Genomic DNA, 23655 nt, shown 5'->3' on the forward strand with positions numbered 1-23655 from the left:
CGATTTAATCTTCAAGCAATAATTTTGCAGTGCTTGAATTTGTTACAAGAACATTTACAATCTTTCCGTTTAAAGCTCCTTTTATTGCCTTAACTTTCTCTTCCCCTGCGCTTATCCCAACAACTCGTCTTACTTTCTTTAAAGACTCTAAATTTATTCCAAATATATCATTATTATATGAATAGTCTGTATTACCTTCTATATCATACATTTGAAGACATATATCTCCTACAATTCCGCTATTTTTCATTTCAACAATATCTTCTTTTTTATAATATCCAGTTTCCATCATTGTTGAACCTGGAACAGCTGTACCTATACCAACAACTGCAGTCGTAATTCTATCCAATAAATCAAAAACTTGTTTTATGTGAATATCATTTTTTAGGCTAAGCATTAAATTTGGATCTGCTATCATTGCCGGTGCATGAAGAAGATGATATTCTCCTCCAAAAGCTCTAAAGAAATCAATTACTATTTGATTACAATGAAGTTCAATACCAACTTGCCCCATTCCTCCAAGTAGAGGCACAAAAGAAATATCTCTTGGCTTATCTTGATGAACATATTGCGCTATTGTTTTTATTGTTTTTCCCATTGATAACCCAACAATTTCCCCATCTTTCAAAACTCTTTGCAAAAATTCTGCACAAGTTTTACCAAGAGCGTCTCTTTCATAAGAAGCATCCGTAACATCTTCAGCAATAATAACTTCTTTTAAGTGAAATTTTTCTTCTAATTGTTTTTCTAGCTTATAATAATCATTTTTCAAAGGATTTATAACTTCTATTTTAACAATCCCTTCACTTTTTGCATTTTTTAAAATTCTGGATATTGTCGCTCTGGATATTGAAAGTTTGGAAGCAATTTCTTCTTGTTTCATATCATTGTTATAGTATAAGTCACATACTTTTACCATTAATTTAGTATCATCAGAAACTTTTTTCAAAATTCTTCTCATCCCTTTCCGTTGAAAAATATTTCTATTTAATTTATTTTTACATTTGTTCAATATTTGAAAAAATGTTCTTTTTATGCTCTTATAATAAATCAAAACCAATCAAAAGCCAACCTTTATTTGCAAAATTTATAATAAAAAAACACGCCTAATAGACGTGTTTTTAATTATTAACTCTATGGTGAGGTGCGAAAGAGTTATCATCTATAGCCTTAAATTTATAACCTCTGTCTTTGTAATATTTAATTATTTTAGGAAGGGCTTCAACAGTAGTATCTTTCGCATCTGTATCATGAAAAAGTATATTAATATTATTTTCACTACAATTAGTTGCATTTTTAACAAGCTTACTTACAGCTACATTATTTCCGGAAGCATCCGTAGAATCACAGTTCCAATCATAATATTGATATCCTCGATTTTGAACCTCTTTTGTAAGATATGTCATAATGCCTTTTTTATATGCACTGCTTATTGTGTTAGATGCCCCCCCTGGAAATCTTATATATTTAGGAGAATAACCAAGAATTCCTTTTAACATATTCTCAAGTTTGTTTAAATCATCAAAATACGAATATTTAGATTTATATACTCTTGCATAATCATGTGTATATGTATGAAGCCCAATTGTATGTCCTTTATCATGAGCTGTCTTTATTAAATAATTATATTGCTTATTGTTTCCGGTTACAAAAAATGTTGCTTTCGCATCATATTTGTCAAGTATATCAAGTATCTTCTTTGTATTAGAAGAAGGTCCGTCATCAAAAGTCAAATATACTATTTTTTCTTCGCTTTCATCTGTTGTGCCTATCGCCTTTACAACATTAACCTCTCTTTTTACAATACTAACATTCCCTGCTCTATCAATAGCTTTATATGTAACAAAATATTTACCTTCTTTATTAGGATTAAAATCTCCCTTTTCCAAAATAAGTTTAGGATTTGGGTCATGATCATCTTTTACAATAACATCTTTTTCCCAACCATTATCTCCACCTACAACAACATCAATTGCAGATATATTTTTTATCTCAGGACCTTTATTATCTTTAATTACATGAACAGTAGTATTTTTACTTGTACTGTTATCATAAATATCGCTGACAACAACCTCTACTTCATAATCGCCTATTTCATCAAAATTATAATCTTCTTTAAAAGATACTGTTGTTTTACTTGCATCCTTTACATTTTTTACCAATTCTTTTGGATCTAATTTAACTCTGTTTTCTATTGTAATTTCTTTTACATTAAAAACAGGAGGTGTTGTATCAACAACATTTACACTAACAGGATATTCTTTATTTTTATATTTATAAGTAATAGAATATTCTCCTACTTTATTTGTATCTAAATCCTTCTTATCTATTACAACATCTTTTTTATCCCCAAACACAACATACTTTATGTTACTTTCAGGATTAAACTCATGCTTAACTTCTACCTCAATATTTTTATCTTTTAAAGATAATGGACTAACAAACATTTTAAACACAGCAAACAAACAAATAAGTATTAATATAGCAAATAAGATGTATTTTTTATTTATATTTATGCTCATAATAAAGTGCCTCTTTCTCATTCAGTGGAGTGATTATATCAAATTTCGACATAACATGCAATAAACAAATAATTAAGTAAATATTAAATTTTTATTAACTAAAAAAAGCATACTTAAAAGTATGCTTTATTTTTTAGGAATTGTTATAACAACTTCAATTCTATCGTCATAATCTTTCTCTTTATAATCACAATCAAGCCCTGTATTAAAAATACTTTTATAAGCTTGTTTTATGGTGTTTGTGTATATTTTATAATTGAAAATATTTTTTACGTTTGTTTTTGAAGAATTAACAATAACTTCTTGTTTTAATCTTTCAACCAAAAGCTCTGAATTTTTAACATTCAAATCTTTTTTAGCCATTTCCTTTGCAGCCTTTACTCTCATTTTTCTGTCAGGAAGAGATAAAAGACATCTTGCATGACGCTGAGTAAGATTATTTTTTATTATTATTTCCAAAACTTCTTCATCAAGATTTAAAAGTCTTACCAAATTTGAAATTGTAGACTGTTTTTTCCCTATCTTTTTTGATAATGCTTCTTGACTAATACCATATTCACTCATTATCTTTTTATAACTTAAAGCTTCTTCATAAAAGTTCAAATCTTCTCTTTGAATGTTTTCAATTAAAGCTATTAAATCATTTTCTTCATTGTTTATATTAGCAATAATACAAGGAATATTCTCTAACCCTGCAATTTTAGCTGCTCTTAATCTTCTTTCACCACTTACAACCTCATATAAACCATCTTCAATTTCTCTTACGGTAATGGGTTGAATTATACCTAAACTTTTTATTGATTCGGCAAGTTCGTTTATACTTTCTTCATCAAAAAATTTTCTTGGTTGTTCTTTATTTGCTTTGATTAATTCTATGTTAATTTCATTTATATTTTTATCTGACACTTTATTCTCCCCTTTTAGTATTTTTTGCAAGCTCGATTAAAAGCACATTTATATCTGCAGGAGAAACTCCTGATATTCTTGAAGCCTGTCCTAAATTCTTCGGTCTTATATCTTCAAGCTTTTGTCTTGCTTCCAATCTTAAATTCTTTATTTCGCTATAATCTATATCATCAGGCAATAATTTCTTTTCCATTGACTTGAATTTTTCAATACTTGCCTGTTGTTTTAAAATATAGTCTTCATACTTTATTTGAATTTCTACCTGCTCACAAGCTCTCTTAGAAAGAGACGGTCTGTTTTCATCAAAAATAATTGTATCTTTATATGAAAGATCAGGTCTTTTAATCAAATCATATAAAGTAACGGCATTTCTTAATGGAGTTGTTCCAATTTCAACAAGTTTTTGATTATTTTCTTTATTAGGAGTTATTTTAATTCCTTTTAATCTTTCTTTTTCACCTTCAACGGCATTTTTATATTTTATTAAATTATTATATCGTTCTTCACTTATAAGACCTTGTTCATAACCATAAGGAGTAAGTCTTAAATCTGCATTATCTTGTCTTAATAATAATCTATATTCAACCCTTGAAGTAAACATTCTGTAAGGTTCTTTTGTTCCCTTTGTTGTAATATCATCAATCAATACACCTATATAACTGCTTGCTCTGTCAAGCACTAAAGGTTCTTTCCCTTGAACATAATTAGAAGCATTTATTCCTGCTATTATACCTTGTGCTGCAGCTTCTTCGTATCCACTTGTACCGTTTATTTGTCCGGCTGTAAAAAAGCCTTTAAGTACCTTACTTTCAAGAGAAAGGCTTATTTGCGTAGGTTCTATTGCATCATATTCAATTGCATAAGCAACCCTCATTATCTCAACATTTTCAAGTCCTTTAATTGTTCTTAAAAAAGCAACTTGAACATCTTCCGGCAAAGAAGAGCTCATGCCTTGAAGATACATTTCATTTGTATTTAAGCCTTCAGGCTCTACAAAAAGCTGATGTTTTTCTTTATCTGCAAATCTAACTATTTTATCTTCAATACTTGGGCAGTATCTAGGACCAACACCTTTTATATTACCGCTGAATAATGGTGAACGATGAAGATTTGCTTTTATTACATCATGTGTATTTTTGTTTGTATAAGCAAGGTAACAAGGTTGTTCATCAAATTCAATATCTTTACCTTCATTCTCAAAAGAGAAAGGAGTTATTTCCTTATCTCCATATTGAATTTCCATTTTCGAAAAATCAATACTTCTTTTATTTACTCTAGCAGGAGTTCCTGTTTTTAATCTTAATAATTTAAAACCTAAATTTTTCAAGCTGTCACTTAACTTATTTGCAGCAAATATACCATTAGGGCCTCCAGAATAACTTACATCACCTATAATTATTCTTCCTTTTAAGTATGTTCCTGAACAAAGAACAATTGCTTTTGTATAATATATTGCACCTGTATTTGTAACAATACCTTTTACTTTTCCGTCTTCTGTTAAAATTTCAACAGCTTCTTGTTGTTTTAAATCAAGGTTATCAGTATTCTCTATTACAAGCTTCATTTCTTCTTGATATCTTTTTTTATCAGCTTGTGCCCTCAAAGATTGTACGGCTACACCTTTTGCGGTATTTAAAGTTTTGATTTGGATAAAAGTTTTATCTATATTTTTACCCATTTCACCGCCTAATGCATCTATTTCTCTTACCAAATGACCTTTACCAGTACCGCCTATTGAAGGGTTACAAGGCATCATTGCAAGAGCTTCCAAATTCAATGTTAAAAGAAGAGTCTTACTTCCTTTTCTTGCACTTGCAAGAGCAGCTTCACAGCCTGCATGACCGGCACCGATAACTATTACTTCATATTCTCCAGCTAAAAAACTCATATTTACCTCTACTTTCCTAAACAGAAATTCTTAAATATTTCATCTATAATATCTTCACTTGTGGTTTCTCCAGTAATTTCTCCCAGTTTTGAAAGAGCTGAATTTATGTCTATTTCAACCAAATCAACTTCTAATCCGGAGTGCACCATCTCTACTGCATGATCAAAATCTTCTTTTGCTCCAAGCAAAAGATTTTTATGTCTTACGTTACTTACAAGTATTTCTCCAACTTCATCATTATCATTTACTTTGGCTATATCATAAATTGCATTTTCGATTTTTTCTATTCCCTCTTGTTTTAGCGCAGATATTTCTATTGTTTTATAATTTTCAAAAGCATTTATTGTTTCTTCATTTACATCTAAATCCATTTTGTTTAAAACAACGATTATATCTTTATTTTCAGGAAGCATTTTTATTATTTCAATATCTTCACTATCTAAAGCACGAGAAGAATCTATGCAAAATAAAATTATATTACTATCTTCAAGCATTGATATAGACTTATCTATTCCTATTTGCTCAACTTTATTATCGGCATTTCTTATTCCAGCGGTATCAATGAATTTAACAGGAACACCTTTTATATTTACAACTTCATCAACGATATCCCTTGTTGTTCCTGCCTCGTCTGTTACAATTGCTTTATTTTCGTTTATAAGTGCATTTAAAAGCTGAGATTTCCCTACATTGGGTTTACCTATTATGGCAACTTTTATCCCCTCTTTAAGAATTTCACCCTTTTCAAAAGTTGATATAATTTTCTTTAACTTAAAAGACATTTTTTCTATTAAATCAACAATTTCATTATCCGTTAAATCTTCTTCATCATATTCAGGATATTGAATTGTTACTTCAAGTCTCGCAAGCATATTTGTAATATCCGCTTTTATTTCATCTATTTTTCCTGATAAATCACCTTTTAAAGAGTTCATGGCACTTTTTGCAAAACTATTTGTTTTAGCCATAATCAAATCGCTTATTGCCTCAGCTTGAACCAAATCTATTCTGCCATTCAAGAAAGCTCTCTTTGTAAATTCTCCTGCTTCGGCAAGTCTTGCTCCGCTTTCCAAAACCAATGCTAAAACCCTTGAAGTTACACTCATTCCCCCATGACAGTTTATTTCAGTTATATCTTCTGCCGTAAAAGAATGTGGTGCACACATCTTTGATACCAAAACTTCGTCAACAACTTCGTTTGTTTTTGGATCTATTATATGTCCATAATTTATGGTGTTTTTACTAACATCATGTATGGTTTTATTTTTCATTTTAAAAATTTTATCTGTAACATCAAAAGCATCACTACCGCTTATTCTTATTATAGAAACGCCCCCATAACCTGAAGGAGTTGCAATAGCAGCAATTGTATCTTCTTTAAACATAATTTACCTCTTTAAAATATTTCCTAAAAATTTATAAATATTTCCCGTATAACTTTTAAATTATATCATACAGATTTTTAAAAAGCTATATTCTTTTAAATTAAAGAATATATTTTGTAAAATAAATTAAAACCATGTCTATTAGACATGGTTTTATAATGTCATTTTCTTCTTTTCCCTCTTTTTTTCTTATTAGGTCTTACTCCATAATAATTTGCAGGTTTACCTTTTACTCCAACATTAACCCTTAGAATTTTATCAACATCGTCTTTATCTTCATAATCTAAAAACATAATTTGAGTTGCATTTAACATTCCTGATTTAGGTTTTACCTTTAATGATAGACCTTTATGTTGTTTTCTTTGTAAAATTTCGTATGAATCTATTTTTTCATATACCAATGCACCAGTCATTGATCTTACACCATATTGATAAAGACCTCTTCCTCCAAGTATACACATAAAAATAGAATAAGTTGCAAATCCAAAATAAACACCAATTAATCCCATACAATAAAAGAATATTGTTGCATTTAAGAAACCAAGAATATCAATAATCAATATAGCAGCAATTACCAAAACAAAATATAAAACCTGCCATTTAAAATCAGTATTCCCAAGTCCTTTCGGTGCAGCGTAAACCATTTTACCTAATTTTTTATTGTTTTTTGAAAATCCTATAATTTTTATTGCAAGCATACCAAAGTAGCCTATACAAAAAATAACTAATGAAGCTGCAAGTTGTACACTCATGTTATTCCTCCTCCATACCTTCTATATTATAATGATATATATTTCTATTATCAAGCATTCTTACCCTGCTTGAAAATTCATTTTCTTTTGTAGCATTAAAAGCAGTTTGCATTTGATTCATTCTTGAATCCAAAATATCAAGATAATGAAGCATTTCTGCTTCCGGTATCATAGGATACTTTGGAGATCCAAACTCAGGATGATAATGATGAGAAAGAACCATATGTTTAAGCAAAAGCGGAACTTCACTTTCAATATTTAATGTCCTGCTTACATTATCTATTTCACAAATACACTGAATTATATGACCAAGAAGTTGTCCATCTTTTGTATAGTTTTCAACAACTCCCAAATCGTTACATTCCATCTCTTCTGTTTTACATATATCATGAAGTATAACGCCTGCAAAAAGCAAATCTGTATTTAAAAATGTATATGTAGCACTAAGTTTTTTTGCATTTGTAAGCATTGTGAAAGTATGAAATAATAGTCCACTTTTCATAGCATGATGAAAAGATTTTGCCGCAGGATATGTTTTAAATTTGTATTCATACTTATCAATTAAAGTCTTTGTGATAAGTTTAACATCTTCATTTTTGAAATTATTTATAGTTAAAATAATTTCTTCAAACATCTTATCAGCATTCAAAGGAGCGGCTTCAACAAGCTTATTCATTTCTTCATCGTTCAATTTAACTTTTTCAATATGTTCAATCTTAACTTGAGGATTTGAACCAAAGCTGTCTACTTCTCCACTTACTTTTACAACATCACCGGATTTAAAACTATCCTTTTGTTCTTCTTCCACATTCCATAATTTTGCGGCAATTTCACCGCTTTTATCTTTAAGGATTATATCAAGATAATCCTTACCTGTTCTTGTCTTTCTAAGCATAACGCTCTTTAAAATAAAATTATCGAATACCTTATCGCTAACTTTTAAATTACTAATCATTTACTACCTCGTAAAATTAAAATACATATTATATTCTACACTAAAGTTACAAAATATGCTATAATTGTTTTACTTTATTTTGGAGAAATTTTAAATGAATAGATTTGAATTTATAAACAACAACGATGATATAGGTGTAACAATAGTAGAAAACATTTTTATAAACCACTTTATGCCAATGGCAAGAGGAGATTATGTCAAAGTATATTTATATGGACTAAAATGTACACAAAATCCAATCTCTGAAATGCCTTCAAATAAAAAAATCGCAAACACTCTTGGAATGAGTGAAGGTGATGTAGTAAAGGCATTTAAATATTGGCATGACAAACAGGTATTAACTTTTATTCATACAGATAAAAGAAACTATGTAATTCAATATAAAAATATATCTACTATGATATTTACTCCAGAAAAATTCAAGAAAAACGGTTCTTACAGCGAAACAATAGAATATAACACAAAAAAACAAAGTTTATTTGACGAACTTAGTAAAGAATTTGAAGCATCAATTGAAGAAGGTGGACTTGGAAGACCAATATCACATCAAGAAATGGAAATGTTCTCTGACTGGATGGAAGATTATTCTTTTAGTACAGAAACCGTTAAGTTAATAGTAAATACATGTCTTGTTAAAAGAAAAATAAAACAAAGAAAATATTGGAATGCAGTGGCAATGGACTTTCACTCAAAAGGAATAAAAACCTTTGACGAAGCCGCAATGGAATTTAACAAAAGCGATAAGAGATATCAAGAATATCAAAAAATATTCAAATATCTTGGACTTAATACAAGAGGTACATTTATTACAAAACCTGAAGAAAACCTTGTGGATAAATGGCTTGATGAATATAAATTAAGTATGGAACAAATTTTAAAAGCCTGCGATGAAACCATTGCAACAAACAAACCAAGCTTTAAATATGTTGATAGTGTAATTTATAGTATGTATATAAACAAAGATAAAAACACAAAACCTCAAAATAAAATATCAAAACCTCAAAAGGAAACAATACAATCTGATATTGATTATGAATTTTATAACGAAGAAGATATAGAAAGAATTATGAGTGAGGATTAATCATGGATATTAACGAAAAAAAAATGATTGATTTTAACAAAAAAAGAAAATTAAAAGAAAAAGAATTAGAAAGAAAAATAGATTATATCAAACAAAATTATCCTAAGATAAAAGAAATCCTTAACGAAATTAATGAGCTTGGAATAAGCGCTTGTCTTGGTAATCTTAGTAGTAAAGAATACAAAGAAAAAGAAATAAAACTAAATAATCAATTAAGAGAAGAATTAATAAAAAAAGGTTTTGATGAAAATTTCTTGGAAGTAAAATACGACTGTAATAAATGCAAAGATACAGGATATATAAACGGACATATGTGCGATTGCTTAAAAGAATTTTTACATTTTAATGTAAAACCTCACCCCTTACTTTTTAGAAAAGGAAGTTTTGATGAATTTGATGAAAATCTGTTTATTAATGAAGCAAAAAAAGGAGAAATATCACCAAGAGAAAATATTTTAAAAAACAAACAACAAGCTTTAAGGTTTATAAATGAATTTAATGACAATAATGATACTATTGGATTACTTATGTCAGGCTCGGTAGGAAGCGGAAAAACTTTCCTTGCAGCCGCTATAGGAAAAAATCTATTAAAAAAAGGATATAGTGTTGTTTGTTTAACTGCAAGAGAATTTGAAGATGCTATAAAAAATTTCTCTAATCCATCTTTAGAAGATGATAAACAAAATATATTAAATGCAGATTTATTAATTCTTGATGACCTTGGAATAGAAACTCAAAGTGAATATGTTAACAATGAAATTTTAAAATTAATAGAATATAAAATTACTTATAATAAAAAAATGATAATAACAACAAATCTTAATCTAAATGAAATAAGAGAAAAATACAAATCAAGAATATATTCAAGAATAATAGGCAGCTTTAAATATTTAAAATTTTTTGGTCCTGATATAAGAATAATAAAAAAATTAAAAAATAAGTAATTTTTTACTGATTTAAAACTTTAAGCTATTGACCCTTAATAGTTATTAATGATAAAATATATATAATTCAAATAAACGAGAGGATGCTAATATGGATTATAAAAAAGAATATGAACAAAAATTAGTAAGTGCTGAACAAGCAGCAAAAACAGTAAAATCAGGCGATTGGATTGATTACGGTTGGACAGCAACAACTCCTGTTGCATTCGACAAAGAACTAGCAAAAATTATGCCTAACTTAAAAGACGTAAACGTAAGAGGCGGTATCTTAATGTGGGAACCTGAAATCTTCAAACTTGAAGATGCAAAGGATCATTTCACATGGAACTCATGGCATATGGGAGGAATTGAAAGAAAAGCTGTAGCAAAAGGATTTTCATTCTATTCTCCAATTCGTTATTCAGAACTTCCAAGATACTATAGAGATGGAAATACTCCAGGAGCAGATGTTGCTATTATGCAAGTTTCTCCAATGGATAACCATGGATACTTTAGTTTTGGACCAAGTGCTTCACACTTAATGGCTGTATGCGAAACAGCAAAAAAAGTTATTGTTGAAGTAAACGAAAATGTACCAAGATGTTTAGGCGGATTTGAATCTGCAGTTCACATCTCAAATGTAGATATGATTATCGAAGGAGACAACCCTCCAATGGCTGAAATGGGTGGCGGTGGAGCTGCAACAGACGTTGATAAAACAGTTGCAAAACTAATCGTTGAAGAAATCCCTAATGGAGCTTGTTTACAACTTGGTATCGGTGGAATGCCAAACGCAGTTGGTTCTTTAATCGCAGAATCAGACTTAAAAGACCTTGGTGTTCATACAGAAATGTTTGTAGACGGTTTTGTTGATATTGCAAACGCAGGCAAAATCAATGGTTCTAAAAAGAACTTAAACAGATTCCGTCAAACATATGCATTCGCAGCAGGTACAAAAAAATTATATGATTACTTAAATGACAACCCAGAATGTATGTCAGCTCCTGTTGATTATACAAACGACGCAAGAGTTATCTCTGAACATGATAACTTCATCTCAATCAACAATGCTGTTGATATTGACTTATTCGGACAAGTAAGCTCTGAATCTTCAGGAACAAAACAAATTTCTGGAGCAGGCGGACAACTTGACTTTGTTCTTGGTGCTTACTTATCAAAAGGCGGTAAAAGCTTTATCTGCCTATCTTCTACATTCAAAAACAAACAAGGTGAATTAAAATCTCGTATCTTACCAACACTTCACCCTGGTTCAGTAGTTACAGATACAAGAGCAAATACTCACTATGTTGTAACAGAATATGGTAAAGTAAACTTAAAAGGACTTTCTACATGGCAAAAAGCTGAAGCTTTAATCAGTGTTGCTCATCCTGACTTCAGAGAAGAACTTATTAAAGAAGCAGAAAAAATGAACATCTGGAGAAGAAGCAATAAATAACAATGAAAAAAAGATTCATAAAAGTTCATAGTGAAGGAACAATAAAAGGTAATGAAATTTGGGTTGACAGAGAAACAGGAGTAAATTATTTATTCCATTTCGACGGAACAGCAAGTGGACTTACCCCTTTACTAAACAAAGACGGAAAACCTTTAGTTACTCCAATATATGACGAATAAAAAAGGACTGTTAAACAGTCCTTTTCTTTTTTTCAATATTTAAAAATGCTTTATAAAATACATCTTTTAAAACAAGCACATCATCTTCAAGAGAATAATCATATTTTTTCATTGCTTCTTTTATCATATTCTCAAAATGAGCCAAATAGTAATCCATATCTATTTCATCTTGATATTTAGTTAAAATAGGATAAATTTTAGTCCAGTCTATTTCAAGCCCTTTCTCTCCGTTTTTTACTTCAAGCTTATTATTTTTTTCTTCACCTGTTAATAAATAATCTATACTTACCTCAAGTATATCACAAAGTTCTATAAGCTTATTTGTACCAACTAAAATAATATCCTGATCCCATTTTGAAACTGTTTGTCTTGATACTCCAAGTTTTTCTGAAAGCTGTTCTTGTGTTAAATTAAGATTTCTTCTTTCACATGCTATTCTTTGTCCTATACTCATAACATTTCTCCAAACTATATTAAAATAATTATAACACTAAACACTAAATTATAAATATATTACAAAGTTCAAAAAGCACTCCTTAATAATAAAAAAGAAGAAGTAAAATACTTCTTCCTTAAATATTATTTTTAACTCTTTCAAATCCTTTTTTTACAGCTGGTATTGAAATTACAATGATTGTAAGAATTGCTTCAGCTCCTATATATATTCCGTTATATACCAAAGAATAAGCAAGTGGCGACCAGCCTGCCCAAGCATATTCAGCAAAAAATATAAACCCTGAAAGGACTGCAAAAATATATCTTCCGATAACACCAACTATATATCCCTTTAACAAACCGTTTTTTGATTTATAAAATATTCCGGATAAACCAAGAGCACCAAAAGCAAGTAAATAATCAACTATTACTTGCAAAGGAAAAACTATGTAAGGCTCAATAATCAGTTGCAAAATACCATATGAAGCACCTGTAAAAATACCTGTTGCAGGACCAAAAAAATAACCCGCCAAGCATACAAATAACATACTACATAAAGTTACGGAACCTCCAAATGGAAACTCATATACTTTAAGCATTGATGCTACTGTTCCAAGAGCAATAATCATTGCACAAAAAACCATTTTTTTTGTACTGATACTTTTTTGTTTTTCTTTCTTATTTGATTTTGATAAATATACACCTATAACCAATGCCGCAATAAGTAAAACTGCTAATGCTATATATCCTATTGTTGTTGGCATATAACCGTCAGGTGTAGATGATACAAAAATTGACATAAAAATACCTCCTTTTATAAACATAGGAGGGGTTAAGAAAATATTTAGCTTCCTTACGCCGGCATAACCCGGATCAAGTAGTAAGGGTAAACACGAATAGTTCTCTCAGCCCATAGGCTCCCCTAGCTTATTTGTATTATTTTAATTTCACAATATTTTACCACTGACAACATAATATGTCAAATACTAGTATTATTTATCTTTAAAATCCCAACCACTTTTTATTCTCTCTATCTTCTCCTTCGTTCGCATAATAAACAGCACATCTATATACATAAAGCTGACACCTGTCAACTTTACAGCCTTTTTGTTCACATTCCTTTAAATATATTTTTTCAGGATCTTCTCCTTTTAAGGACTCAATATTTTTATATCCTAACATTATTAAATCTTTTTCTGTTTTCTTCCCTACACCTGGTATTTTTCTAAGTTCACCCATAATCAATTCCCTTGTAATTTATTTAATAAAACAGATTTTATTTTATAAAAATCTTCTTTATCCTTTAAAATATATTTATTTTCAATTTTTATTTTATCCATACAAACGCAAGCATTATTACATCCGCATACAATAAGCGCAATATCACAAATGTGATTATCATCATAATAAAAACAAACATTAGGGAATTCCTTTTTTAATTTTTCAACTTCACTAACCCTGTTATATGTTTCATTGCAGCCGCCACAGTATTTTAAATACACATTCATTTTATTTCCCTTTTAGAAAATTTTTTGCAAAATCTAGAAGTTCATCATTTACTCCCTCAACAAGAATTACATCTTTTATGCTTGGTATTTCTTTTAATACGTTATATTTTATAAGTTCTTCATTTGTTGTCTTTGCACTTACACAGTTTGCACATTGACCTATTAATTTTACTTTAAGTATTCCTTCTTTATATTCCTTTATAACAACATTACCACCATGATTTTTTAAATAAGGACGAACTTTATCATTTAAAACTTTTTCTATTTCTATTATTTTATCATCTTTTAACATAACTCTACCTCTACCCAATTATATAAAACAATTATATTTTTTTCAAATATATTTATTGCTTATATTACTAAAAATAGATTGTTGCATTTTTGCAACATGCATAGTAAAATAAATTTATATATGAGGTGTAAAATGGAAAATAATATCTTTAATAATCTTCAAGAAGCAAATGAAAGACTTGATGCAATAATAGAAAACTCATTTGACGGTATTTATATAACAGATAATAAGGCAAATACAATAAAAGTAAATAAATCTTATGAGGTAATTACCGGATTAAAAAAAGAAGAAGTTCTAGGAAAGAACATGATTGATCTTATAAAAAATAATGTAATATCTATATCAGGTTCGGTCTTGGCTCTTCAAAAAAAAGAACCAATAACCCTTCAACAAGAATTTAAAACAGGAAAAAAAGCATTAATAACAAGCTCTCCTGTTTTTGACAAAAAGAGTAATATAATAATGGTTGTAACAAATGTAAGAGATTTAACGGAAATTTATAAATTAAAAAAAGAAGCAGAAAAAAACAGCTTACTGACAAAAAAAAATATAAATATAGAATCAACAAGTATTAAAGAAAATGAAAAAATTATTTGCGTTGATGAGAATTCAAAACAAGTATTAAATATAGCAAAAAAAGTTGCAGGTCTTGATACAACTGTAATGCTTATTGGACAAACCGGAGTAGGTAAAGAACTTTTTGCAAATTATATTTTAAATAATAGTAACAGAAAAAATGAACCTTTTATAAAAGTCAACTGTGGTGCTATATCTCCATCTCTTGCGGAAAGTGAACTTTTTGGATATGAAAAAGGGTCTTTTACAGGAGCCGACAAAAAAGGAAAAGCAGGTATATTCGAGGCGGCAAATAACGGAACCGTATTTTTAGATGAAGTTGGAGAACTTCCTCTTTCATTGCAGGTAAAACTTTTAAGAGTCATTCAAGAAAGAGAAATAGAAAGAGTCGGTGGAACAAAATCGATAAAAGTTAATGTTAGAATAATAGCCGCAACTAATGCAGACCTTGAACAACTTGTGGAAAATAATTTATTCAGAAAAGATTTATATTATAGACTAATGGTTTTCCCTATATATATTCCGCCTTTAAAAGAAAGAAAAGAAGATATTATCCCTCTTATAAATTTATTTAAAGATACATTTAATAATAAATACGGCTTTAACAAATCATTTTCAAATGAGGCACTTGAGTTTTTAAGAGAACAAGATTGGCCAGGAAATATTAGAGAATTGAGAAATGTAGTAGAAAGAGGATTAATACTTTCTGATAATGTAGTAACAACAAAAGATTTAAACTTCCCTAAATATAATAAAGACATTATAAAAGATTTTAAACTTCCTAAAACAGACAATTTAAAAGAACTTATAGAACAAATTGAACTTGCATATATAAATAAGGCTTATGAAAAATATAAAAATGTAAGACAGGCAGCGGCAAGTTTAAATATGGATCCGTCTACATTTGTAAGAAAAAGAAAAAAATATTCAAAATAAAAAAACGGATAGATTATCCGTTTTTTTGTTTACATGCTTTTAAAACATTTTTAACAAGACAAGCCGTTGTTACACTGCCTACTCCTCCTGGAACAGGAGTAATCATACCTGCAACTTCACTTGCACTTTCATAATCAACATCACCTGTCAATTTACCATCATAAAAATTAATTCCTACATCTATGACAACAGCATCTTTTTTAATATATTCTTTATCTACCATATTTGCTCTTCCAACAGCAACAATTAAAATATCTGCTTTTTTGCAAACTTCTTTTAAATTTTTTGTTCTTGAATGACAAATCGTAAGAGTAGCATGTCTGTCTAAAAGCATCATACTTAAAGGCTTGCCTACAACAAGACTTCTACCTACGATTACAACTTCTTTCCCTTCTGGATTTATTCTGTAATAATCTAGCATTTCCATAACTCCAAGAGGCGTACAAGGATAAAAACCACTTGTATCTGAAATAAAAAGTTTTGCCATATTTACAGGAGAAAAACAGTCAATATCTTTACTTGGAGAAATAATGTATTTTATTTTATCTTCATCAAGCTGAGCAGGAAGAGGTCTAAATACCAAAATCGCATTTATACTTTCATCTTCATTTACTTCTTTTAATGATTTAATAAAATCATCTTCTTTAATATTCTCATCCAATACTATTGATTTTACGGATATATCAGCTTTTTCCATAAAATTCATTATGCTTTTTTCATATGAAATATCACTTGCATTATTACCCACTCTGACAACTGCTATTTGAGGATTTATTCCTTGTTCTTTTAATTCACTACATTCTTTTTTGCTGTTTATTATTATTTCATTTACAACTTTGCTGCCAAGCAATTTCTTTGTCATTTTTTATTCTCCTATATTTAGTCTATCTAAAACTTTATCATATACTTCGTCGCACAAAATTAAGCCACTATCAACTTTATCTTTACATTCTTTTAAATTTTTTTCTATAAAAGAAGAATCTTTTATTGTTTTCATGTTTATCAATACATTCAAGTAAGCACCTTTTAAAGCTGTTCTTAAGCATTCAACTCCTACTCCAACATCACTTATTAACAACACAGAACCTTTTGTTAAAAGTTCTTTATGAAGTAATATTGCTTCATAAGATATATCTATAATCTCTATTGGTGCCTTACATGCAATAATGGAACATCTTGAAATTTCATCATCTTTAAATTTCTTTTCTTCATCACTTTCTGCTTTTAAACCATATGCTTTTGACAAAGGTATAAAATTCTCTTCATCTTCATCTATTAAAGATAAAAATCGTTCTTGAAGTCTTTTTGCATCTTTTATTATTTTTTGAATGTCCTCTTCATACTGTGCATACTTTTTCTTTCCGGTAGTAAAATTAGAAACCATTCCCGATAATGCTACACCTAAAGAGCCACATAAAGAACAGACCCCGCCCCCTCCGGGAGCAGGGTCTTTGCTGTAAGTTTTATTAACAAAATCTTGTAAAGTATAATCTTTATAAGCCATATTAATTATCTAACCTCTAATCCGCTTTCAACATCTTCTTCAGGAGATACAAAAGTAAGTTTTCCGTCTTTATCTTCCGCAAGAAGTAACATTCCCTCAGAAACTTCACCTCTAAGTTTTGCAGGTTTTAAGTTCGCAACTACAACAACATTTTTTCCTATAACTTCTTCAGGTGTAAAGAATTTGGCAATACCTGAAACAATCTGTCTTTTTTCTTCTCCAACCATTACTTCAAATACCAATAATTTATCAGCATTAGGATGTTTTCTTGCACTTACTATTTTACCCGTTCTTAACTTAACTTTTGCAAAATCATCAATGGTAATTTCTGTATTTTCTTGTTCTTCCTTCTTTACTTTTTTATTTTCTTTTTTATCTTTTTTCTTTTCTTGTTTTTCTTCTTTACCAACTTGTTTCATAATTTCTTTTGGATCAAGTCTGTTAAATAATACAAATGATTCATTTAAAACTATGTCTTCTTCTAAACCGCCAAAACTTAACGCACTTTCATAAGAATCATTTTTTGTATTTAACATTTTAATGATATTTTCACCTGTTTGAGGTAAGAAAGGTGTAATTAAAATACCAATAACTCTTATTGATTCTAAAAGATTATATAAAACAGTTTTTAGTCTGTCTGCTTTGCTTTCATCTTTAGCAAGTACCCAAGGCATTGTTTCATCAATATATTTATTGCTTCTTCTTGCAAGCCCAATAATTAAATTAATTGCATCAGCAACTTTTAATTCATTCATTTTTTCTTCAACAAGTCTTGGTGTATCTGTAACGTGTTTAATTAAATCGTCATCAACATCTTCTTTAACATTAGGGTTTGTAACTTTACCGTCAAAGTATTTTTTACTCATTGCTAAAGTTCTGTTTACAAGGTTACCTAATATATTTACAAGTTCTCCGTTAACTCTGTCAATAAGTTGTTCGTAAGTTAGTGTACCGTCTTGAGCAAACGGCATTTCTCTTAAAAGATAATATCTTACACTGTCAACACCAAATACATCTACAAGATCATCAGCATAAATAACATTACCTTTTGATTTACTCATTTTACCTTCACCAAGAAGTAACCAAGGATGTCCAAAAATTTGTTTTGGAAGAGGGATATCAAGAGCCATAAGCATTATAGGCCAGTATATTGTATGGAATCTTAAAATATCTTTACCAATTAAATGAACATCTGCAGGCCAGTATTTCTTAAATGTATCTTCATGATTTCCATAAACATCATATCCAAGGAATGTAATATAGTTTGAAAGAGCATCAATCCAAACGTATACAACATGACCTTCATCAAAATCAACAGGTATACCCCATTTAAAACTTGTTCTTGATACACATAAATCTTTAAGTCCAGGTTTTAAGAAGTTATTAACCATTTCATTTTTTCTTGATTCAGGTTGAATAAATTCAGGGTGTGAATCTATATATTCCATTAATCTGTCAGCGTATTTGCTTAATTTGAAGAAATAAGCTTCTTCTTTTTCATAAGTAACTTCTCTTCCGCAGTCAGGACATTTTCCGTCAACAAGCTGACTTTCTGTAAAGAAAGATTCGCATGGTTCACAGTACATTCCTTCATATACACCTTTATATATATCCCCTTTTTCATATAATTTCTTAAAGATTTGTTGAACTTTCTTTTCATGATAAGGATCTGTAGTTCTGATAAATTTATCATAGCTTGTATTCATAATATCCCAAATTCTATGAATTTCGCCTGATACGTTATCTACAAATTCTTTTGGTGAAATTCCGGCTTCATTTGCCTTTGTTTCTATTTTTTGACCATGTTCATCTGTTCCTGTTTGGAAATAAACATCATATCCAGTCATTCTTTTATATCTTGCTATACTATCCGCCAATACAATTTCATAAGTATTTCCAATATGAGGTTTACCTGATGTATAAGCGATTGCTGTTGAAATATAATATGGTTTTTTACTCATCTATCACACTCTCCTTAAATAAAAAGCTATAATAATTTATATTACCAAATATACCCTTTAAAATCAATTATATACTAAATAAATATTTAATCTGCACGTTTATTTTACATTAAATAAAGTTGAACAGATGCTCGCTTTGTGTTATTATAAAAAATACAAATAAGGACTAAACATGTAATGTTTATTCGGTTGGGAGGATGCCTATGGAACTTCTTAGAAAACTTGAAAACAGTATAAGAGAATATTCAAAAGATGCAAATTTTGAAATTATAGAGAGAGCTTATTTACTTGCAAAAGATGCACATAAAAACCAAACAAGATACTCAGGGGAGCCTTATATATCTCACCCTCTTGAAGTAGCTTTTATTTTAACGGATTTACACATGGATACGGATACCATTTGTGCGGCAATTCTCCACGACGTTATAGAAGATACTCCTGCTAGTTACGAAATGATAAAAACAAACTTTAATCAAACAATAGCAAATTTAGTTGACGGAGTTACAAAAATAGGCAAACTTCAATTTATAACAAAAGAACAAAGAGAAGCCGAAAACCTAAGAAAAATGGTCATAGCGATGGCAAACGATATAAGAGTCGTAATAATAAAATTAGCCGACAGACTTCATAATATGCGTACGCTATCAGCCATGAGACCAGATAAACAAAAACAAAAAGCAAGAGAAACTCTTGATATTTATGCGCCTATTGCCCATCGTCTTGGTATCTCTAAAATAAAATGGGAACTTGAAGACTTGGCTCTTCTTTATTTAGATCCTGAAGCATACCACGACATAGCAAGAAAAGTTGCACTAAAAAGAGAAGAAAGAGAAGCTTTTATAGATAATGTTAAATATATGTTAGGTAAGGTTTTAAAAGAATCCGATATCGAAGCAAAAATAGAAGGAAGACCTAAACATTTTTATTCAATTTACAGAAAAATGAAAAAAGGAAAAGCCTTTGAAGAAATATATGATTTATTTGCAATAAGGGTTCTAGTTAAAACAGTAAAAGACTGTTATGGAGTTCTTGGTATGGCCCATACACTATGGAACCCAATGCCTGGAAGATTTAAAGATTATATAGCAATGCCGAAACCAAACATGTATCAATCTTTGCATACAACTGTATTCACAAAAGGCTCAGAACCTTTTGAAATACAAATAAGAACCTATGAAATGCACAGAACGGCAGAATACGGTATCGCTGCTCACTGGAAATACAAAGAAGGAACAACAAATAAAAAAGAAGACAGTTTTGAAAAAAGACTCATTTGGATAAGAGAATTAATGGAAATGGAAAATGAACTCGAAAATGCTGATGAGTTTATGGAAGGAGTAAAATTTGACTTATTTACTGATGAAGTTTTCGTTTTTACTCCAAATTCAAAAGTTATTCAGCTTCCAAACGGAGCCTGCCCTATTGACTTTGCATATAGAATCCATTCAGATATAGGTAATCAGTGTGTAGGCGCAAAAGTAAACGGGAAAATGGTACCTTTAACATATAAACTTCAAAATGGAGATATTGTAAACATAATAACTTCTCCAAACTCTAAAGGTCCAAGCAGAGACTGGCTTAATATCGTAAAAAGTTCTCATGCTAAAACAAAAATAAAATCTTTCTTTAAAAAGGCAGACAAAGAAGAAAACATCATTAGAGGAAAAGAAGCCCTTGAAAAAGAAGTTAAAAAAGACGGATACTCTCTTAACACTATCGCTACAAACGGTCATTTAGAATTCGTAAAAAAACGTTTCAACGTAAATACTTGGGATGACTTATATTCAGCTATTGGATACGGTGGACTTAAAAGCGGAATGGTATTCCAAAGAATAAAAGAACATTTCAAAGATGAATTTGAAAATGAAGCAAAAGAAAAAGAAATTAAACTTGTAAAGAACCAAAAAAGCAAAAATAGCAATGCAATCAATGTTCAGGGATATACAGACCTTGCAGTATTTTTCTCAAACTGTTGCAATCCGGTTCCGGGAGACAATATTGTAGGGTATATTACAAAAAACAGAGGGGTATCAATTCACAGAGCAGACTGTATTAACGTAAGTAATTCAATCAACAGAGAAAGACTTATAAACGTATCTTGGAACACAGCAGAATTAAAAGAAAATAAAACTTTTGAAGCTGATGTAAGAATTACCGCTCATGATAGAATTGGTTTATCAGCTGAAATAACAACAATAATAAGTAACGAAGGCTTTAATATGTCTAACTTCTCGGCTACATCAGATAAAAAATACGGCTCTGTTGTAAATATAAGTTTAAATGTTCATAATACTAAAGAGTTAGAAGATTTATTCAGAAAACTTAAAAATATTAACGGAGTAAAAGAAGTTTACAGAATTTAGGAGGAATAAAAATGACAACACCTCATATTAATGCAAAAGATGGCGATTTTTATAAAACTGTTTTAATGCCGGGAGATCCTCTAAGAGCAAAATATATTGCAAAAAACTTTTTGGAAAATGCAAGAGAAGTAACAAACGTAAGAGGAATGCTAGGTTATAGCGGACAATATAAAGGTAAAAACATCTCCGTAATGGGTTCAGGAATGGGTATACCTTCAATATCAATTTATTCACATGAATTATATAGTTTTTACGGAGTTGAAAATATAGTAAGAATAGGAAGCTGCGGAGGATACAGCGAAGATGTAAAAGTTAACGATGTATTAATAGCACAAGGTGCAAGTACAAATTCAAACTTTGCTTCTCAATTCTATTTAAATGGAACTTTCGCTCCCCTTGCTGATTTTGATTTACTTATTAAAGCTTACAATAAAGCAAAAGAACTTAATATTGACATAAAGGTAGGAAATATTCTTTCAAGCGATAACTTCTATGCACAAGGCAGTGACGGTTGGAAGAAATGGAAAGATCTTGGAATTCTCGGAGTGGAAATGGAAGCAGCAGGCTTATATAGTGTTGCAGCAGCCTTAAATAAAAAAGCTCTTGGAATTTTTACGGTAAGTGATCATTTTATTTATACTGATACTATATTGTCAAGTAAAGAAAGAGAAACAAAACTAAACGATATGATAACTCTTGCCCTTGAAACTTTTGCAGAATAATTATAATAATAAAAGAAAGCACATTTTATGTGCTTTCTTTTATTTAATGCAAAATATAAGAACGCAAATATTTCATAACACACATTTTTTTTAACAATGATATAAAAACAATATATAAAATTATTTTTAAATGTTTACACATTATACTATTTGGTTTATAATCATAATAACATAGATTCATATTTAAAAATACAAAGTTTATTATTTATTTTGTAAATTTTTATTTTATTAATTACAAAAAACTTTTGTATTATATAAAATATGACGATACAATTATAGTAGGACATTATGAAAAAAGTTAAAAACAAAATTTTAGCAGGTATTATGATTTATGTATGATTTCATTTGCTTTAACATCAAATATTTTTGCTGCTGATAACGATGTTGCAGAAGTTGATGGAACAAAATACCAAACACTACAAGCTGCAATTGACAATGCAGATGGAAAAACTGTTACACTTTTAGATAATGTTACAGAAAGTGTAACAATACCAAGCGGCAAAACTGTAACAATCGATTTAGGTGAATACACAATAACTAATGCTGGTAACAACCATACAATAACAAATAACGGAAACCTTACAATTCAAGGGAATGGTAAAGTTGATAATATTGTTCATGGAAAATGAGCTCTTGTAAATAACAAAGGTGGAATAGCTAACATTACTGGCGGAACTTTTACACGTTCACAAGAAAAAGGTGTATCTGGAAGTTCAGGAGGGAACTCTTGGTATGTAATAGACAACCAAGGTTCAATGACAATAGCAAATGCTACAGTTGAAAATACATCTGGTTTTAGTTCTTTAATTCGTACCTAGGAGCCACACTTAATATTGAATCTGGAAGCACATTAAGAAATACTTTTATTGCAGTTAAAAACGATGATAACGGAGTTCTTAATATAAATGGAGGATTCATAGAAACTACTGGTGCAGGTGGTTCTGCAGTACAAAACTGGGCAACAGCAGAAATAAACGGCGGAACTTTAAAAGCAGCAGATGACGCACTTGCTATATATGCACTTTCATGGGATCCTCAATATGCCGATTCTAAAATAACTATTAATGACAATGCAAAAATAAAAGGAGATATAACTGTACAAATAGATACAAACTATATAGATAGCGGTGTAAAGGGCCCTGAACTTTTAGTAAATGGTGGAGACATAAACGGAAATATTTCAGCGAAAGAAAAAGCTAACGTAGCATTAAAAGGTGGAAATGTTTCAGGAAATATTACTAAAACAGTTGAAGATGCAAATATTTTAATTTCTGGCGGTACTTACGAAAAAGAAATAAATACTGAATTTCT

At 29.7% G+C, this 23655-nt stretch carries 23 protein-coding genes and 1 riboswitch; of the genes, 8 read left to right on the forward strand and 15 right to left on the reverse strand.

The window, feature by feature from the left end; genetic code table 11:
• Positions 1 to 4 precede the first annotated feature (4 nt).
• The 7 genes from ACTQYZ_RS07140 to ACTQYZ_RS07170 all read right to left on the reverse strand — a co-directional run bounded on the left by ACTQYZ_RS07140 (position 5) and on the right by ACTQYZ_RS07170 (position 8408).
• The gene (locus ACTQYZ_RS07140) at positions 5 to 961 is read right to left on the reverse strand and encodes a sugar-binding transcriptional regulator (protein WP_441416296.1); all 957 of its coding nucleotides are present in this window, start codon (positions 959 to 961) and stop codon (positions 5 to 7) included.
• Between the two features lie 160 nt (positions 962 to 1121).
• Entirely contained in the window at positions 1122 to 2522 is a 1401-nt protein-coding gene (locus ACTQYZ_RS07145; protein ID WP_441416297.1) for a polysaccharide deacetylase family protein, read from the reverse strand.
• Positions 2523 to 2648: 126 nt separating this feature from the next.
• Positions 2649 to 3428: a ParB/RepB/Spo0J family partition protein gene (locus tag ACTQYZ_RS07150; RefSeq protein WP_441022559.1), complete on the reverse strand. Its 780-nt coding sequence runs from the start codon at positions 3426 to 3428 to the stop codon at positions 2649 to 2651.
• Position 3429: 1 nt separating this feature from the next.
• Entirely contained in the window at positions 3430 to 5316 is a 1887-nt protein-coding gene (gene mnmG, locus ACTQYZ_RS07155) for a tRNA uridine-5-carboxymethylaminomethyl(34) synthesis enzyme MnmG (protein ID WP_441022561.1), read from the reverse strand.
• Between the two features lie 8 nt (positions 5317 to 5324).
• Positions 5325 to 6701, reverse strand: coding sequence for a tRNA uridine-5-carboxymethylaminomethyl(34) synthesis GTPase MnmE (gene mnmE / locus ACTQYZ_RS07160; RefSeq protein ID WP_441022563.1), 1377 nt, complete (start codon positions 6699 to 6701; stop codon positions 5325 to 5327).
• Positions 6702 to 6862: 161 nt separating this feature from the next.
• Positions 6863 to 7453 (reverse strand): hypothetical protein, encoded by a 591-nt coding sequence (locus tag ACTQYZ_RS07165; RefSeq protein ID WP_329384756.1) that lies wholly within the window; start codon positions 7451 to 7453, stop codon positions 6863 to 6865.
• Between the two features lies 1 nt (position 7454).
• On the reverse strand, positions 7455 to 8408 hold the full coding sequence (locus ACTQYZ_RS07170; protein ID WP_441022565.1) for a 3'-5' exoribonuclease YhaM family protein: 954 nt from the start codon (positions 8406 to 8408) through the stop codon (positions 7455 to 7457).
• A gap of 94 nt (positions 8409 to 8502) precedes the next feature.
• Here ACTQYZ_RS07170 and ACTQYZ_RS07175 point away from each other — a divergent pair, with 94 nt between their 5' ends.
• The 4 genes from ACTQYZ_RS07175 (at position 8503) to ACTQYZ_RS07190 (ending at position 12047) form a co-directional block, all read left to right on the forward strand.
• Entirely contained in the window at positions 8503 to 9489 is a 987-nt protein-coding gene (locus tag ACTQYZ_RS07175) for a DnaD domain protein (protein WP_441022567.1), read from the forward strand.
• A gap of 2 nt (positions 9490 to 9491) precedes the next feature.
• The gene (locus ACTQYZ_RS07180; RefSeq protein ID WP_441022569.1) at positions 9492 to 10433 is read left to right on the forward strand and encodes an ATP-binding protein; all 942 of its coding nucleotides are present in this window, start codon (positions 9492 to 9494) and stop codon (positions 10431 to 10433) included.
• 91 nt (positions 10434 to 10524) lie between these two features.
• Positions 10525 to 11868, forward strand: a complete 1344-nt coding sequence (locus tag ACTQYZ_RS07185; RefSeq protein WP_441022571.1) for a butyryl-CoA:acetate CoA-transferase — start codon at positions 10525 to 10527, stop codon at positions 11866 to 11868.
• Positions 11869 to 11870: 2 nt separating this feature from the next.
• A complete protein-coding gene (locus ACTQYZ_RS07190) occupies positions 11871 to 12047 on the forward strand; it encodes a DUF6440 family protein (RefSeq protein ID WP_253229575.1) in 177 nt (58 codons plus the stop codon).
• A gap of 10 nt (positions 12048 to 12057) precedes the next feature.
• Here the strand turns inward: ACTQYZ_RS07190 and ACTQYZ_RS07195 are convergent, their stop codons facing one another.
• The 5 genes from ACTQYZ_RS07195 to ACTQYZ_RS07215 form a co-directional block, all read right to left on the reverse strand.
• Entirely contained in the window at positions 12058 to 12501 is a 444-nt protein-coding gene (locus ACTQYZ_RS07195) for a helix-turn-helix domain-containing protein (protein WP_441416298.1), read from the reverse strand.
• Between the two features lie 118 nt (positions 12502 to 12619).
• Positions 12620 to 13282 carry an energy-coupled thiamine transporter ThiT gene (locus ACTQYZ_RS07200; RefSeq protein WP_441416299.1) on the reverse strand — a complete coding sequence of 221 codons (663 nt, stop codon included), beginning with the start codon at positions 13280 to 13282 and terminating at the stop codon, positions 12620 to 12622.
• A 33-nt stretch (positions 13283 to 13315) separates the two neighbouring features.
• Positions 13316 to 13416: riboswitch (TPP riboswitch) on the reverse strand.
• 68 nt (positions 13417 to 13484) lie between these two features.
• The gene (locus ACTQYZ_RS07205) at positions 13485 to 13721 is read right to left on the reverse strand and encodes a helix-hairpin-helix domain-containing protein (protein WP_441416300.1); all 237 of its coding nucleotides are present in this window, start codon (positions 13719 to 13721) and stop codon (positions 13485 to 13487) included.
• Positions 13722 to 13723: 2 nt separating this feature from the next.
• On the reverse strand, positions 13724 to 13990 hold the full coding sequence (locus ACTQYZ_RS07210; protein WP_441022578.1) for a hypothetical protein: 267 nt from the start codon (positions 13988 to 13990) through the stop codon (positions 13724 to 13726).
• Between the two features lies 1 nt (position 13991).
• Complete coding sequence (locus tag ACTQYZ_RS07215) at positions 13992 to 14282, reverse strand: NifU family protein (protein WP_441416301.1); 291 nt, start codon at positions 14280 to 14282, stop codon at positions 13992 to 13994.
• A gap of 132 nt (positions 14283 to 14414) precedes the next feature.
• On the opposite strand from ACTQYZ_RS07215, the gene ACTQYZ_RS07220 reads away from it, so the two are divergent.
• On the forward strand, positions 14415 to 15794 hold the full coding sequence (locus ACTQYZ_RS07220; RefSeq protein ID WP_441022580.1) for a sigma-54 interaction domain-containing protein: 1380 nt from the start codon (positions 14415 to 14417) through the stop codon (positions 15792 to 15794).
• A gap of 13 nt (positions 15795 to 15807) precedes the next feature.
• Here the strand turns inward: ACTQYZ_RS07220 and ACTQYZ_RS07225 are convergent, their stop codons facing one another.
• From ACTQYZ_RS07225 to metG, 3 genes are read right to left on the reverse strand one after another with little or no spacing between them, the layout of a single operon-like run.
• The gene (locus ACTQYZ_RS07225; protein WP_441416302.1) at positions 15808 to 16656 is read right to left on the reverse strand and encodes a bifunctional 5,10-methylenetetrahydrofolate dehydrogenase/5,10-methenyltetrahydrofolate cyclohydrolase; all 849 of its coding nucleotides are present in this window, start codon (positions 16654 to 16656) and stop codon (positions 15808 to 15810) included.
• Positions 16657 to 16659: 3 nt separating this feature from the next.
• Positions 16660 to 17298, reverse strand: a complete 639-nt coding sequence (locus ACTQYZ_RS07230; RefSeq protein WP_441022584.1) for a cyclodeaminase/cyclohydrolase family protein — start codon at positions 17296 to 17298, stop codon at positions 16660 to 16662.
• Positions 17299 to 17303: 5 nt separating this feature from the next.
• Positions 17304 to 19259: a methionine--tRNA ligase gene (metG, locus tag ACTQYZ_RS07235; protein ID WP_441022586.1), complete on the reverse strand. Its 1956-nt coding sequence runs from the start codon at positions 19257 to 19259 to the stop codon at positions 17304 to 17306.
• Between the two features lie 203 nt (positions 19260 to 19462).
• Here metG and ACTQYZ_RS07240 point away from each other — a divergent pair, with 203 nt between their 5' ends.
• The 3 genes from ACTQYZ_RS07240 (at position 19463) to ACTQYZ_RS07250 (ending at position 22973) form a co-directional block, all read left to right on the forward strand.
• Positions 19463 to 21622, forward strand: a complete 2160-nt coding sequence (locus ACTQYZ_RS07240) for a RelA/SpoT family protein (protein ID WP_441416303.1) — start codon at positions 19463 to 19465, stop codon at positions 21620 to 21622.
• Between the two features lie 11 nt (positions 21623 to 21633).
• Positions 21634 to 22344 (forward strand): purine-nucleoside phosphorylase, encoded by a 711-nt coding sequence (deoD, locus tag ACTQYZ_RS07245; RefSeq protein ID WP_441022590.1) that lies wholly within the window; start codon positions 21634 to 21636, stop codon positions 22342 to 22344.
• A 335-nt stretch (positions 22345 to 22679) separates the two neighbouring features.
• The gene (locus tag ACTQYZ_RS07250) at positions 22680 to 22973 is read left to right on the forward strand and encodes a hypothetical protein (protein WP_441022592.1); all 294 of its coding nucleotides are present in this window, start codon (positions 22680 to 22682) and stop codon (positions 22971 to 22973) included.
• The last annotated feature ends 682 nt before the right edge of the window (positions 22974 to 23655 follow it).

The organism is Anaerofustis sp. LCP19S3_F7 (assembly GCF_052119445.1).
GTDB lineage: Bacteria > Bacillota > Clostridia > Eubacteriales > Anaerofustaceae > Anaerofustis > Anaerofustis butyriciformans.

Coding starts and splice junctions, on each gene's coding strand:
- ACTQYZ_RS07140 (WP_441416296.1), bottom strand. CDS start 961: ATGAGAAGAATTTTGAAAAAAGTTTCTGATGATACTAAATTAATGGTA.
- ACTQYZ_RS07145 (WP_441416297.1), bottom strand. CDS start 2,522: ATGAGCATAAATATAAATAAAAAATACATCTTATTTGCTATATTAATA.
- mnmG (WP_441022561.1), bottom strand. CDS start 5,316: ATGAGTTTTTTAGCTGGAGAATATGAAGTAATAGTTATCGGTGCCGGT.
- mnmE (WP_441022563.1), bottom strand. CDS start 6,701: ATGTTTAAAGAAGATACAATTGCTGCTATTGCAACTCCTTCAGGTTAT.
- ACTQYZ_RS07165 (WP_329384756.1), bottom strand. CDS start 7,453: ATGAGTGTACAACTTGCAGCTTCATTAGTTATTTTTTGTATAGGCTAC.
- ACTQYZ_RS07170 (WP_441022565.1), bottom strand. CDS start 8,408: ATGATTAGTAATTTAAAAGTTAGCGATAAGGTATTCGATAATTTTATT.
- ACTQYZ_RS07175 (WP_441022567.1), top strand. CDS start 8,503: ATGAATAGATTTGAATTTATAAACAACAACGATGATATAGGTGTAACA.
- ACTQYZ_RS07180 (WP_441022569.1), top strand. CDS start 9,492: ATGGATATTAACGAAAAAAAAATGATTGATTTTAACAAAAAAAGAAAA.
- ACTQYZ_RS07185 (WP_441022571.1), top strand. CDS start 10,525: ATGGATTATAAAAAAGAATATGAACAAAAATTAGTAAGTGCTGAACAA.
- ACTQYZ_RS07190 (WP_253229575.1), top strand. CDS start 11,871: ATGAAAAAAAGATTCATAAAAGTTCATAGTGAAGGAACAATAAAAGGT.
- ACTQYZ_RS07195 (WP_441416298.1), bottom strand. CDS start 12,501: ATGAGTATAGGACAAAGAATAGCATGTGAAAGAAGAAATCTTAATTTA.
- ACTQYZ_RS07200 (WP_441416299.1), bottom strand. CDS start 13,282: ATGTCAATTTTTGTATCATCTACACCTGACGGTTATATGCCAACAACA.
- ACTQYZ_RS07205 (WP_441416300.1), bottom strand. CDS start 13,721: ATGGGTGAACTTAGAAAAATACCAGGTGTAGGGAAGAAAACAGAAAAA.
- ACTQYZ_RS07210 (WP_441022578.1), bottom strand. CDS start 13,990: ATGAATGTGTATTTAAAATACTGTGGCGGCTGCAATGAAACATATAAC.
- ACTQYZ_RS07215 (WP_441416301.1), bottom strand. CDS start 14,282: ATGTTAAAAGATGATAAAATAATAGAAATAGAAAAAGTTTTAAATGAT.
- ACTQYZ_RS07220 (WP_441022580.1), top strand. CDS start 14,415: ATGGAAAATAATATCTTTAATAATCTTCAAGAAGCAAATGAAAGACTT.
- ACTQYZ_RS07225 (WP_441416302.1), bottom strand. CDS start 16,656: ATGACAAAGAAATTGCTTGGCAGCAAAGTTGTAAATGAAATAATAATA.
- ACTQYZ_RS07230 (WP_441022584.1), bottom strand. CDS start 17,298: ATGGCTTATAAAGATTATACTTTACAAGATTTTGTTAATAAAACTTAC.
- metG (WP_441022586.1), bottom strand. CDS start 19,259: ATGAGTAAAAAACCATATTATATTTCAACAGCAATCGCTTATACATCA.
- ACTQYZ_RS07240 (WP_441416303.1), top strand. CDS start 19,463: ATGGAACTTCTTAGAAAACTTGAAAACAGTATAAGAGAATATTCAAAA.
- deoD (WP_441022590.1), top strand. CDS start 21,634: ATGACAACACCTCATATTAATGCAAAAGATGGCGATTTTTATAAAACT.
- ACTQYZ_RS07250 (WP_441022592.1), top strand. CDS start 22,680: ATGATTTCATTTGCTTTAACATCAAATATTTTTGCTGCTGATAACGAT.